Annotated in this window: 12 protein-coding genes; 5 read left to right on the forward strand and 7 right to left on the reverse strand. The window is 71.9% G+C overall.

Annotated elements, in window-relative coordinates; translation table 11 throughout:
- Nucleotide 1: 1 nt before the first annotated feature.
- On the reverse strand, nucleotides 2-622 hold the full coding sequence (ctaE, locus tag NRO40_RS07355) for an aa3-type cytochrome oxidase subunit III (RefSeq protein WP_058941336.1): 621 nt from the start codon (nucleotides 620-622) through the stop codon (nucleotides 2-4).
- 201 nt (nucleotides 623-823) lie between these two features.
- On the opposite strand from ctaE, the gene NRO40_RS07360 reads away from it, so the two are divergent.
- Nucleotides 824-1,225 (forward strand): response regulator transcription factor, encoded by a 402-nt coding sequence (locus NRO40_RS07360; RefSeq protein ID WP_058941335.1) that lies wholly within the window; start codon nucleotides 824-826, stop codon nucleotides 1,223-1,225.
- A gap of 254 nt (nucleotides 1,226-1,479) precedes the next feature.
- On the opposite strand, the gene NRO40_RS07365 is transcribed toward NRO40_RS07360, so the two are convergent.
- The 4 genes from NRO40_RS07365 to ctaC form a co-directional block, all read right to left on the reverse strand.
- Nucleotides 1,480-2,733, reverse strand: coding sequence for a L,D-transpeptidase (locus NRO40_RS07365; protein WP_058941334.1), 1,254 nt, complete (start codon nucleotides 2,731-2,733; stop codon nucleotides 1,480-1,482).
- 109 nt (nucleotides 2,734-2,842) lie between these two features.
- Nucleotides 2,843-3,241, reverse strand: a complete 399-nt coding sequence (locus NRO40_RS07370) for a cytochrome c oxidase subunit 4 (protein ID WP_058941333.1) — start codon at nucleotides 3,239-3,241, stop codon at nucleotides 2,843-2,845.
- Nucleotides 3,238-4,986 carry an aa3-type cytochrome oxidase subunit I gene (ctaD, locus tag NRO40_RS07375; RefSeq protein ID WP_058941332.1) on the reverse strand — a complete coding sequence of 583 codons (1,749 nt, stop codon included), beginning with the start codon at nucleotides 4,984-4,986 and terminating at the stop codon, nucleotides 3,238-3,240. Before ctaD ends, NRO40_RS07370 begins: the two co-directional genes overlap by 4 nt.
- Nucleotides 4,983-5,951, reverse strand: a complete 969-nt coding sequence (gene ctaC / locus NRO40_RS07380) for an aa3-type cytochrome oxidase subunit II (protein WP_058941331.1) — start codon at nucleotides 5,949-5,951, stop codon at nucleotides 4,983-4,985. Before ctaC ends, ctaD begins: the two co-directional genes overlap by 4 nt.
- A 314-nt stretch (nucleotides 5,952-6,265) precedes the next feature.
- Here ctaC and NRO40_RS07385 point away from each other — a divergent pair, with 314 nt between their 5' ends.
- A complete protein-coding gene (locus tag NRO40_RS07385; protein ID WP_058941330.1) occupies nucleotides 6,266-7,654 on the forward strand; it encodes a cysteine desulfurase/sulfurtransferase TusA family protein in 1,389 nt (462 codons plus the stop codon).
- A 7-nt stretch (nucleotides 7,655-7,661) separates the two neighbouring features.
- Here the strand turns inward: NRO40_RS07385 and NRO40_RS07390 are convergent, their stop codons facing one another.
- A complete protein-coding gene (locus NRO40_RS07390) occupies nucleotides 7,662-8,636 on the reverse strand; it encodes a carbohydrate kinase family protein (RefSeq protein ID WP_058941329.1) in 975 nt (324 codons plus the stop codon).
- A 134-nt stretch (nucleotides 8,637-8,770) separates the two neighbouring features.
- Here NRO40_RS07390 and NRO40_RS07395 point away from each other — a divergent pair, with 134 nt between their 5' ends.
- Together NRO40_RS07395 and NRO40_RS07400 are read left to right on the forward strand one after the other, a co-directional pair.
- Entirely contained in the window at nucleotides 8,771-8,977 is a 207-nt protein-coding gene (locus NRO40_RS07395; RefSeq protein WP_058941328.1) for a hypothetical protein, read from the forward strand.
- Between the two features lie 317 nt (nucleotides 8,978-9,294).
- On the forward strand, nucleotides 9,295-10,725 hold the full coding sequence (locus NRO40_RS07400) for a hypothetical protein (RefSeq protein ID WP_058941327.1): 1,431 nt from the start codon (nucleotides 9,295-9,297) through the stop codon (nucleotides 10,723-10,725).
- Between the two features lie 116 nt (nucleotides 10,726-10,841).
- Here the strand turns inward: NRO40_RS07400 and NRO40_RS07405 are convergent, their stop codons facing one another.
- Complete coding sequence (locus NRO40_RS07405) at nucleotides 10,842-11,198, reverse strand: HesB/IscA family protein (RefSeq protein ID WP_058941326.1); 357 nt, start codon at nucleotides 11,196-11,198, stop codon at nucleotides 10,842-10,844.
- A gap of 244 nt (nucleotides 11,199-11,442) precedes the next feature.
- On the opposite strand from NRO40_RS07405, the gene nadA reads away from it, so the two are divergent.
- Nucleotides 11,443-12,621, forward strand: a complete 1,179-nt coding sequence (gene nadA / locus NRO40_RS07410) for a quinolinate synthase NadA (protein WP_079046922.1) — start codon at nucleotides 11,443-11,445, stop codon at nucleotides 12,619-12,621.
- Nucleotides 12,622-12,733 lie beyond the last annotated feature (112 nt).

A 12,733-nucleotide genomic window follows, 5' to 3' on the forward strand; every position in this document is an offset into this window, starting at 1 on the left:
ATTACTTGATCATGTAGATCGTGGCGAAGAGGCCGATCCAGACGACATCGACGAAGTGCCAGTAGTAGGACACGACGATGGCGGCGGTTGCCTGCTCGTGGGTGAAGCGCCTCGCGGCGTACGTCCGGCCGAGGACCAGGAGGAACGCGATGAGGCCGCCCGTCACGTGCAGGCCGTGGAAGCCGGTGGTCAGGTAGAACACCGAGCCGTAGGGCCCGGAGGACAGGGACATGCCCGCCTCCTTGACCAGCTCGGTGTACTCGAGGACCTGACCGCCGATGAAGATCGCGCCCATGACGAACGTCACGATGAACCAGGCGCGCAACTTCTTCACGTCGCCGCGCTCGGCGGCGAAGACGCCGAGCTGGCAGGTGAGGGAGGAGAGCACCAGGATCGTGGTGTTGGTCGCCGAGAACGGGAAGTTCAGGTGGCCCGCCTGCTCGGACCAGTATTCGGCACCCGTTACCGATCGCAGGGTGAAGTACATCGCGAAGAGGGCCGCGAAGAACATCAGCTCGGAACTCAGCCAGATGATGGTTCCGACGCTGGTGAGGTTCGGTCGATTGACCGACGGGTGCGCGTGCCCGGTATCTACTGTCGTTGCTGTCGCCACGACCGACATTATGTCGGTCGCTTATCCCGCCCTCACTCCGGGGGGTGCCGTTCGGAGTGTCCCCACCTCCGGCGGGCGGCCCGACCCGACCCGAACGGCCCATCGGGACGGCCTCCGGAGGGGTGTCGGAGCGGTGTTGACGGGCGGTGGGACGGAGTAGCATCCGCGCATCGGTTACCGAGCACTCCCGCGTACGAACTCGGAGGAACCATGCAGTCCAGCGCCACCGTACTGGTCTACAGCGACGACGCGAACACCCGCGCGCAGGTGCGGCTGGCGGCCGGGCGGAGGCCCGCGGCCGACGTTCCCCCGGTCGAGTACGTCGAGTGCGCGACGCTCCCGGCCGTCCTGGAGCGGCTGGAGGAGGGCGGCATCGACGTCTGCGTCCTGGACGGCGAGGCCGTCCCGGCCGGCGGGATGGGCGTGTGCCGGCAGATCAAGGACGAGGTGTTCCGCTGTCCGCCGGTGCTGCTGCTGATCGCGCGGCCGCAGGACGCCTGGCTGGCCACCTGGAGCCGCGCGGACGCGGCCGTGGCGCTGCCGGTGGAGCCGGTGGAGCTGGCGGAGGCGCTGGCGGCCCTGGTGCGCAGCCGACTGGCCGTGGAGGCCTGAGCCACCCGCCCGCGCGCGCCGCACGGCCGCGCGGGCCCACCCGTGGACACCGTGCGGTCGCGCCGGGTCCGGTCCGCCCGTGGGCCCGTGCGGTCGCGCCAGGTCGGCCCGTGGGCCCGCCGGCCCCGTCGACGGGGTCACGGGCCCGTCGGCCCGCCGGCCCCGCACCGCGCCCGTGACGCCCCGCGCCGACCGCCCTGGGCCGGCGGGCCGGGCACGAGCGCGGGGGGGGGCGTGCCCGGGTGTCAGAGGCATCAGAGGCCGGGCCTCAGCCGGGCGTCGTCGGCGGGGGTGGCCCCGTCGCGGGTGCCCGCCAGGACCGCGCTGCCCTGCCGCCACTTCTCCCACGGCAGGTTCCAGTCGCCGAAGCCGTTGCCGAAGGGGGACATCTCCTCACCCGCGCTGTTGACGACCCGGACGATGTCGCCGCGCTGGACGGTCTCGTAGAACCACGCGGCGTTGCCGGTGGACATGCCCACGCAGCCGTGGCTGACGTTGGCGGACCCCTGGGAGCCGACCGACCACGGCGCGGCGTGGACGTACTCGCCGCTCCAGGTGACCCGGGTGGCGTAGTACACGGGCAGGTCGTAGGACTCGCTGCTGCCGGCCGCGATCCCGACCGTGGTGCTGCGCATGCGGACGAAGTACTGCTTCTCCAGCACGACCTTGACGCCGTTCCGGGTGGAGAAGCCCGGTTTGCCGGTGGTCACCGGAATGGTGTTGATCACTTCTCCGTTGCGCCGGACGGTCATGTAGTGCCCCGCGGCGTCGGCGACGGCCTCGACGCGGTCGCCGATGGTGAGCTTCAGCGGGTCGGTGGCGGTGCCGTAGAGGCCGCTGCCGACGGGCACGCCCGCGAGGTTGCTCGTGAGGGTGACCTCGGTGCCGGCCGGCCAGTACTCCTTGGGCCGGAAGTGCAGTTCCTTGTCGTTGACCCAGTGCCAGGCGCCCGTGACGCTCGGGGTGGAGCGGACCCGCAGGGCGCGCTCGACCGCGGTGCGGCCCGCGCGGTCGGTGACCGGGGCGCTGAGCTTGGCGGTGAGGGGCTGTCCGACGCCGTACTCGCCCGCCTCGGGGCCGAACTCCACCGCCAGGAGGTTGCGGGCCGGGGCGGTGCGGAACGTCAGCGTACGGACGCCTGGGGCGCCCTCGTCGTTCTCCGTGGCGACCCTGACCGTGTAGCGGGCGCCCGCGGCCAGCGGGCCGGTGGAGCGCCAGCGGCTGCCGTCGGCGGAGAGGCGGCCCGCCAAGTGGTGGCCGGCCTCGTCGACCGCGGTCACGTCGGTGATGCGGGTGCCGCCGTCCTTGGCGGACACCGCGAGCGGCTTGTCGAGCGCCGCCTCACGGCCTTCGGCGAAGCCGTCGAAGGTGACCTGCCGCGCCGCGTCGTAGGGCCGCGCGGAGAGCGGGTGGCCGTCCGGTCCCCCGCAGCCGGCAGCGCCGGCGCCTGCGGCGGCGACCAGCAGGGAGCAGCTGAGGGCGATGCGGAGGCTCGGCGTGTGGCTCATAAGCACACGGTAGGAAGAGCCGCCCGGCGCGGCACGCCGGGCGACTGCAAAAGAGGGGCCCGGCGGTCTCCGTCCGGAGACCGCCGGGCCCTTTCACCCGTGCGGGTGCCTACTGGTTCTGGTTCTCACCGCGGTAGTACTCGAAGACCCAGCCCCAGATGCCGATCAGGATGAGCGGCAGGGCGAAGAACATGAGCCACCAGCCGAGGGCGACGCCGAGGAAGGCGAACGCGCCACCGATCGCGAGGGAGAGCGGCTGCCAGCTGTGCGGGGAGAAGAAGCCGAGCTCGCCGGCCTCGTCCGCGACGTCCGCCTCCTTGTCGTCCTGGGCCATGGCGTCCACTCGCCGGGCCGTGAAGGCCAGGTAGTAGCCGACCATGATCGCCAGGCCGAAGGCCATGAACAGCGCCGTGGTGCCGACCGGCTCCTTCGACCACAGGCCGTACAGGATGGCCATGGCGAGGATGAAGAAGCTCAGCCAGATGAACATCTTGCCCTGGATCTTCACTTGCCGACCTCCTTGCCACCGAACAGCGCGGTGTCCTTCTGCCCGTCGTTCTCGAGCTGGCTCAGGGCGGCGATCTCAGGGTGGTGCAGGTCGAAGGCCGGCGATTCCGAGCGGATGCGCGGCAGCGTGAGGAAGTTGTGGCGCGGCGGCGGGCAGGACGTGGCCCACTCGAGCGACCGGCCGTAGCCCCACGGGTCGTCGACCTCGATCTTCTCGCCGTACTTGGCGGTCTTCCAGACGTTGTAGAAGAACGGCAGGATCGACAGGCCGAGCAGGAACGAGCTGATCGTGGAGATGGTGTTCAGCGCGGTGAAGCCGTCCGCGGCCAGGTAGTCCGCGTAGCGGCGCGGCATGCCCTCGGCGCCCAGCCAGTGCTGGACGAGGAACGTGCCGTGGAAGCCGATGAAGAGCGTCCAGAAGGTGATCTTGCCGAGGCGCTCGTCCAGCATCTTGCCGGTGAACTTCGGCCACCAGAAGTGGAAGCCGGCGAACATCGCGAACACGACGGTGCCGAAGACGACGTAGTGGAAGTGCGCCACCACGAAGTACGAGTCGGACACGTGGAAGTCCATCGGCGGCGAGGCCAGGATGACACCGGTCAGGCCACCGAAGGTGAAGGTGACCAGGAAGCCGATCGTCCAGAGCATCGGCGTCTCGAAGGACAGCGAGCCCTTCCACATGGTGCCGATCCAGTTGAAGAACTTCACACCGGTCGGGACCGCGATCAGGAAGGTCATGAAGGAGAAGAACGGCAGCAGCACACCGCCGGTGACGTACATGTGGTGCGCCCACACCGTCACGGACAGGCCGGCGATCGCGATGGTCGCGGCCACCAGACCGATGTAACCGAACATCGGCTTGCGGCTGAAGACCGGGATGACCTCCGAGACGATGCCGAAGAACGGCAGGGCGATGATGTACACCTCTGGGTGGCCGAAGAACCAGAAGAGGTGCTGCCACAGCAGGGCGCCGCCGTTGGACGGGTCGAAGATGTGCGCGCCGAACTTGCGGTCGGCCTCCAGCGCGAAGAGCGCGGCGGCCAGCACCGGGAAGGCGAGCAGGACCAGGACACCGGTCAGCAGCACGTTCCAGGTGAAGATCGGCATGCGGAACATCGTCATGCCGGGTGCGCGCATGCAGATGATCGTGGTGATGAAGTTGACCGAGCCGAGGATCGTGCCGAAGCCGGAGAAGGCCAGACCCATGATCCACATGTCGGCGCCGACGCCCGGCGAGCGGACGGCGTCCGACAGCGGGGTGTAGGCGAACCAGCCGAAGTCGGCCGCGCCCTGGGGGGTGAGGAAGCCGGCCACGGCGATGATCGAGCCGAAGAGGTACAGCCAGTAGGCGAACATGTTCAGCCGCGGGAACGCCACGTCGGGCGCGCCGATCTGCAGCGGCATGATCCAGTTCGCGAAACCGGCGAACAGCGGCGTCGCGAACATCAGCAGCATGATCGTGCCGTGCATCGTGAACGCCTGGTTGAACTGCTCGTTCGACATGATCTGCGTACCCGGACGGGCCAGCTCGGCGCGCATGAAGAGCGCGAGCAGACCGCCGATGCAGAAGAAGGCGAACGAGGTGACCAGGTAGAGCGTGCCGATCGTCTTGTGGTCGGTGGTGGTCAGCCACTTCACGACGACGTTGCCGGGCTGCTTGCGCCGGACGGGCAGCTCGTTCTCGTACGGCTCCTTCGAGCCGTCAGCTGCCGTGGCGGCACCCTGAGGTTCGTTGAGGATGCTCACAGTTGGTTCTTCTCCGCATTCCTGGCCGGGTCCGTCTGCTGAATGCCCGACGGGATGTAGCCGGTCTGCCCCTTCTCGGCCAGCTCCTTGAGGTGCTGCTGGTAGCGCTCGGGGGAGACGACCTTGACGTTGAAGAGCATCCGGGAGTGGTCGACGCCGCAGAGCTCGGCGCACTTGCCGAGGAAGGTGCCCTCCTGCGTGGGGGTCACCTCGAAGGCGTTGGTGTGGCCCGGGATGACGTCCTGCTTCATCAGGAAGGGGACGACCCAGAAGGAGTGGATCACGTCACGCGAGGTCAGGACGAACCGGACCTTCTCACCCTTCGGCAGCCACAGGGTCGGACCCGGGTTGCCGGTCTGCGGGTTGCGCGTGCCGGGGACGCCCTCGTCGTGGACGCCTTCGGCGCCCGCGGGGAACTGCTTCTGCCACTTGTCCGGAATGGCACCGAGCTCCTTGGAGACCTCGGCGCCCGTGGCGGCGTCGCCGTCCACGTTCTCGATGTAGTTGAAGCCCCAGCTCCACTGGTAGCCGACCACGTTGATGGTGTGGGCCGGCTTCTCCGAGAGGGCCAGGAGCTTGGACTCGTCACGCGCGGTGAAGTAGAAGAGCACCGAGACGATGATGAGCGGGGTCACCGTGTACAGGGCCTCGATGGGCATGTTGTACCGGGTCTGCGGAGGAACCTCGACCTTGGTGCGGCTACGCCGGTGGAAGATGACGCTCCACAGGATCAGCCCCCACACCAGCACGCCCGTGGCGAGCGCAGCCGCCCACGAGCCCTGCCAGAGGGAGAGGATCCGCGGGGCCTCCTCCGTCACCGGGGTGGGCATTCCGAGGCGGGGGAAGTCCTCCCAGTTGTAGGAACAACCGGAGGCGGTAGCCAGGATCAGGCCCGCAGTCAGCACCTGCGGCAGCTTCCGCCGCATCGGGCGCCGCGACGAGCGGTCGGAGCCGTTGGGACTCACGTAGCGCCTTCCCGAGAGTCTCGCCCGCGGGTCGGCTGCGGCCGTCTCGCTGGTCGGTCGCCGGCCCTGACGCGGGCAGGGGTTTGGATGTTTATGCGGACCAAACCCTACTGGACGCTATTTGGCGTCGCGCGGGGAGGGTGCCCAACGCGCCGCCGGACCCCTCTTTCGGGTTGTGTGCGCAGGTCGCGGGCCTGGTGGATCCCGTGCGGAGGCCCGGGCGCGGCGTCCCAGCGGCCCCCGGTGGGGGCCGCCCGGCGCGGGGAGCGGAAGGAGTGCCTCACCGCCGGGGCGGTCGGGGTTAGCGTTGCCACGTGGCCTACTTCGATGTCGCTTCCTCCGCCCCCCTCCACCCCGTCGCCCGGCAGGCGCTGCAGGCTTCGCTGGACGAGGGGTGGGCCGATCCCGCCCGGCTGTACCGCGAGGGGCGGCGCGCCCGGCTCCTGCTGGACGCCGCGCGGGAGGCCGCCGCGGAGGCGGTGGGGTGCCGCCCCGACGAGCTGACGTTCACCCCTTCGGGGACGCACGCGGTCCACTCCGGCGTCGCGGGCGCCCTCGCGGGGCGGCGCCGGGTGGGCGGGCACCTGGTGGTGTCGGAGGTGGAGCACTCGTCGGTGCTGCACGCGGCGGCCGCGCACGAGGCGGCCGGCGGGACGGTGACCCGGGTGCCGGTGGGGCGGTCCGGGGCGGTCGCCCCGGAGGCGTACGCGCGGGCGTTGCGGGCGGACACGGCGCTGGCGTGCCTCCAGTCGGCCAACCACGAGGTGGGGACCGAGCAGCCGGTGGCACGGGTGGCGGAAGCGTGCCGGGGGGCCGGGGTGCCGCTGCTGGTGGACGCGGCGCAGTCGCTGGCGTGGGGGCCGGTGGAGGCCGGGTGGTCGCTGCTGGCGGCGAGCGCCCACAAGTGGGGCGGGCCCGCGGGCGTGGGGCTGCTGGCCGTGCGCAAGGGGGTGCGGTTCGCGGCGGCGGGCCCGGCGGACGAGCGGGAGGCGGGGCGGTCCGCCGGGTTCCCGAACCTCCCGGCCGTCGTGGCGGCCGCGGCCTCGCTGCGGGCCGTGCGGGAGGAGGCCACGGCCGGGGCGGCGCGGCTGCGGGGACTGGTGGAGCGGATCCGGGCCGGGGTGGCGGAGTCGGTACCGGACGTGGAGGTCGTGGGCGATCCGGAGCGGCGGCTGCCGCACCTGGTCACGTTCTCGTGCCTCTACGTGGACGGGGAGGCGCTGCTGCACGAGCTGGACCGGGCCGGTTTCTCCGTCTCGTCCGGTTCGTCGTGCACGAGTTCGACGCTGACCCCCAGCCACGTCCTGCGGGCCATGGGGGTGCTGTCGGAGGGGAACGTCCGCGTCTCCCTGCCGCTCGACGTGGCGGAGGCGGACGTGGAGCGGTTCCTCCGGCTGCTGCCGGGCGTGGTGGCGGGCGTGCGGCAGCGGCTCGGGGCGCCGGTGTCCGCGCAGGCGGCGGCCGCGGGGGGTGACGGCGGCGGGCTCGTGGTGGACGCCCTCGGGAAGCGGTGCCCCGTCCCGGTGATCGAGCTGGCGAAGGTGATCGGCGAGGTGCCGGTGGGCGGGACGGTGCGGGTGCTCGCCGACGACGCGGCGGCGCGGCTGGACATCCCGGCGTGGTGCGCCATGCGGGGGCAGGAGTACGTGGGCGAGGAGCCGGCGGACCGGGGCGCGGCCTTCACGGTCCGCCGGCTGGTGTGACGCCCGGTCAGCCGAGGCGGGCGCGGACCTCGGCGGCGGCGTCCTCACCGTAGGTCTTGGTGAAGCGCTCCATGAAGTGGGCGCGGCGCAGGGTGTACTCCTGCGTGCCGAGGGTCTCGATCACGAGCGTGGCGAGCATGCAGCCGACCTGGGCGGCGCGCTCGTGGCCGACGCCCCAGGAGAGGCCGGAGAGGAAACCGGCGCGGAAGGCGTCACCGACGCCGGTCGGGTCGACCTTGGCCTCCTCGTCGGGGCAGCCGACCTCGATGGTGGGCTCGCCGGTCCGCTCGATGCGCACGCCGCGGGCGCCGAGGGTGGTGACGCGGTGGCCGACGCGGCCGAGGATCTCCTCGTCGCTCCAGCCGGTCTTGGACTCGATGAGGCCCTTCTCGTACTCGTTGGAGAAGAGGTACGTGGCACCGTCGAGGAGGGTGCGGATCTCGTCGCCGTTCATCCGGGCGATCTGCTGCGAGAAGTCCGCGGCGAAGGGGATGCCGCGGGTCCGGCACTCCTCGGTGTGGCGGAGCATCGCCTCGGGGTCGTCGGCGCCGATGAGGACCAGGTCGAGGCCGCCGACGCGGTCGGCGACGGCCTTCAGCTCGATGAGCCGGGCCTCGCTCATGGCGCCGGTGTAGAAGGAGCCGATCTGGTTGTGGTCGGCGTCGGTGGTGCAGACGAAGCGCGCGGTGTGCAGGACCTCGGAGATCCGCACGGAGTCGGTGTCCACGCCGTGCCGGTCGAGCCACGCGCGGTACTCGTCGAAGTCGGAGCCGGCCGCGCCGACGAGGATCGGACGGGTGCCCAGCTGGCCCATGCCGAAGCAGATGTTCGCGCCGACGCCTCCCCTGCGCACGTCGAGGTTGTCGACGAGGAAGGAGAGGGAGACCGTGTGCAGCTGGTCGGCGACCAACTGGTCGGCGAAGCGGCCGGGGAAGGTCATCAGGTGGTCGGTGGCGATGGAGCCGGTGACTGCGATACGCACGGCGGGATGCTCCTGCGGGGCGGGGAGACGGCGTTGACGGTTCACGCTACCGGCTCCGACGGCGGCGGCGAACAGGGGAAACTACCCGATAGTAGGTCTTCTCGGTCGTGTCGGGCTGTGCGTACGGTGCCGGTATGTCGAACCACATCGTGTCGCGCGAGCGTCCGGAGTCCGAGTCCACCCTGGCGGAGCTGCGCGGGGCGTCCGCGAGGATGGCGCCGCACTGGTCCGCCCCCCGGGAGCCGGCCCCCGCGCCCGTGCCGCCGTCACACATCCACGGGGTCGTCGTCGAGCCCGCGTCCGCCCGGCTGATCGACGCCACGGCGGAGTACGGCGGCTGACCCCGCCCGGCCCCGAGGGGAAGTGCCCGGCGGGCCGCCCCACTCCCACGAGGCCGCCCGGCTGGGCGCCCGGCGGGGCTCCCCGGCGGGGAGGCCGGCGGGGAGGCTGCCCGGCGGGGAGGCTGGAGGCTGCCTGATGGGGAGGCCGCCCGGCGGGGTCCCGGGATCGGCTGACGTCTCGGGCGTCCGGGTCGTGACGCGTTCCGCCGGATGCCGCCGCCCCGCAGGGGAACCGCTCACTCGTCCGCCCCGTCCCACCCGTGTCTCCCGTCCGGAGGGGATACGCAAGGGGACGAGACCGACGAAGGAGCGTTGCGGTGAGCGAGACGCAGAGCACTGACGCACGTACCGGCCGACGGCGCCCGCCGTTCGCCGCCGCCCTGGTGGCGGCGGCGGTGCTGGTGGGCGGGGGCGGCACGTACCTCGCCGTCGCCGCGGCCGGCGACGACCGCGGGGAGGCCGCCGGCCGGACGGTCGTCACCGACCCGCGCGGCGGCCCGGCCGGGACGCCCGCCGCCCCGGGGGCGAGCCCGTCGCCGGGCACTCCCCCGGGCATCGCGCCGGGTGAGCCCGACCCGAACGGCGGTGGGCGGTACCGGGTGGCGGGTTCCCTGCCGGAGGCGCCCGAGCGGGCGCACGCGTACCGGGACGCGCGGAAGGTCACGGAGGCGGACGCGGCGCGGCTGGCGCGGGCGCTCGGGTTCGCGGCGACGCCGGTGAAGGCGCAGGGGCAGTGGCGCGTCGGCCCGCAGAAGGACGGTTCGGGGCCGGAGCTGTCGCTGGACGAGTCGGGCCACTGGCGGTACGTGGCGCAGGGGCCGCGGTCCGACGACTGCCCGAAGGGCGAGCGCTGCCCCGGGGACCCGACGGACGGGCGGGTGGGCGAGGAGGCCGCGAAGCGGGCGGTCGCCCCGATGCTGAAGGCGCTCGGCCACGCGGACGCCGCCCTGTACGTCGAGGCGGGCCGGGTGGTCGCCCACCCGCGGGTCGGCGGGCTGCCGACCCGCTGGTACGCGGCCGAGTTCACCGTGGACGGCGGCGGCGGGATCGTGGCGGCGGAGGGCAGGCTGGCCACCCTGGTGCGGGGCGAGGCGCTTCCGGTGACCGACGCCGAGCAGGCCGTACGGGACCTCAACGCCTCCGGCCAGGGCGGCCGCGACTCGCGGGAGGGGGGGTCCGGGGCCGGCGACTGCGCTTCGCCCGTACCGCTGGAGGACGGTGGCGCGCGCGCCGCGACGGGTGCAGGTGCGGTCGTCCCGACCGGGCCGTGCGATCCGCAGTCCGGCACACCCAAGCGCGCGGGGGACGTCGTGACGATCCGCGAGGTCGTCCTGGGCCTGGCGGCCTACCCCCTCGGGAGCGGGGCGACGCTCGTGCCCGCGTGGCTGTTCGTGGCCGAGGAGAACGGGCGGACGGTCCGGTTCAGCCACCCGGCGGTGCCGCTGGAGCGGCTCGGCGAGCACCCGCCGGCGGCGGGTCTGACGCTGGAGGGTCCCAGGGCCGGGGCACGGGAGCTGCGGGTGTCGTTCGAGGGCAGCCCGTGCAGCAGGTACGTCGTGCGGGCGGAGGAGAGCGCCGCGGAGGTGGGGCTGCGGCTGTTCGAGGTGCCGAACGACAGGGGCGGGGCGTGCATCAGCATGGCGGTGTCGGTGCACGTCACCGTGGCGCTGGACGCACCGGTCGGCGGCCGGGCCGTGGTGGACGCGGCAAGCGGCGAACCGCTCCGCAAGGTCGCCGCCCGGCGCTGACAGGACCGGTGCGGGCGAACCGGTGCGGGCGAACCGGTGCACGTACGCCGTCGGCCCCGGACCTGCAGGTCCGGGGGCCGACGGCGTGACGGGACGGCCGGCGGGCCGTCGACCGGTCAGCTGAAGGAGTCGCCGCAGGCGCAGGAGCCCGTGGCGTTCGGGTTGTCGATCGTGAAGCCCTGCTTCTCGATGGTGTCGACGAAGTCGATGGAGGCACCGCCGAGGTACGGGGCGCTCATGCGGTCGGTGACGACCTTGACGCCGTCGAAGTCCTTCACGACGTCACCGTCGAGCGAGCGCTCGTCGAAGAAGAGCTGGTAGCGCAGACCGGAGCAGCCACCCGGCTGAACGGCGACGCGGAGCGCCAGGTCGTCGCGGCCTTCCTGGTCGAGCAGGGCCTTGACCTTGGCCGCGGCGGCGTCCGACAGGATGATGCCGTCACTGACAGTGGTCTTCTCGTCCGATACGGACATCTGCTTTTCTCCCGGGTTGTTCGGAGACTGCTTGCCGACGGGTGCAACCGGCGGGGTCGCCGATTCATTCCGGGCCGCGCCCGGTTCTTCCCCTTCATGCTCGCACACGGGCCGTGAACGGGGCACCGAGCCGTCGAGGGCGAATGCGTCACATCGACACTATGGACATCGTCAAAGTGACGTGAAGCGGTTATGATAGATAGCGTCAATTAGACGAAAAGGCTCAGTAGAAAGGGTGCGTGACGTGACCACCGCCCAGCCCCTGGATGTCCAGCCGACGCCGCTCGCCCTGCTGCTCCTCGGCCGCGAGGCCGACCCCAAGAGCGAGCGGGGCGTGGAGTGCCCCGGCGACCTCCCCTCGCCGTCCGACCCGGACCTGGTGGAGCGCGCCCGTGCGGCCAAGGAGAAGCTCGGGGACAAGGTCTTCGTCCTCGGCCACCACTACCAGCGCGACGAGGTCATCCAGTTCGCGGACGTCACCGGCGACTCCTTCAAGCTTGCCCGTGACGCGGCGGCCAGGCCCGAGGCGGAGTACATCGTCTTCTGCGGTGTGCACTTCATGGCCGAGTCGGCGGACATCCTGACCGGCGACGACCAGAAGGTCGTCCTGCCGGACCTGGCCGCCGGCTGCTCGATGGCCGACATGGCCACCGCAGAGCAGGTCGCGGAGTGCTGGGACGTCCTGACGGAGGCCGGCGTCGCCGAGGCGACCGTCCCGGTCTCCTACATGAACTCCTCCGCCGACATCAAGGCCTTCACCGGCAAGCACGGCGGCACGATCTGCACCTCGTCGAACGCCCGGCGCGCCCTGGACTGGGCCTTCGAGCAGGGCGAGAAGGTCCTCTTCCTGCCCGACCAGCACCTGGGCCGGAACACCGCGGTCCGCGACATGGGCATGTCCCTGGACGACTGCGTGCTGTACAACCCGCACAAGCCGAACGGCGGGCTGACCGTCGAGGAGCTGCGTGCCGCGAAGATGATCCTGTGGCGCGGGCACTGCTCCGTGCACGGCCGCTTCTCGCTGGACTCGGTCGAGGACGTCCGCGCGCGCATCCCCGGCGTGAACGTGCTCGTCCACCCGGAGTGCCGGCATGAGGTCGTGGCGGCGGCGGACTACGTGGGGTCGACGGAGTACATCATCAAGACCCTGGAGGCGGCCCCGGCCGGCTCGAAGTGGGCGATCGGCACGGAGCTGAACCTGGTCCAGCGTCTGGCGAATCGTTTCGCCGGTGAGGGCAAGGAGATCGTCTTCCTCGACCGGACCGTCTGCTTCTGCTCGACCATGAACCGCATCGACCTGCCCCACCTGGTCTGGGCGCTGGAGTCGCTGGCCGAGGGCAACCTCGTCAACCGCATCCAGGTCGACCCCGAGACCGAGAGCTTCGCGAAGCTGGCGCTGGAGCGGATGCTGGCGCTGCCGTAACCGGTGGTGCGGTCGGCGATACGCCCGCACGACGACGCCCGAGGGGCGCCCCGCGTACTGCGGGGCGCCCCTCGGGCTCTTTGCGGGGCGTTCGCGGCCGGCCGGGCTGCCG

It is taken from the genome of Streptomyces changanensis, assembly GCF_024600715.1.
Lineage (GTDB): Bacteria > Actinomycetota > Actinomycetes > Streptomycetales > Streptomycetaceae > Streptomyces > Streptomyces changanensis.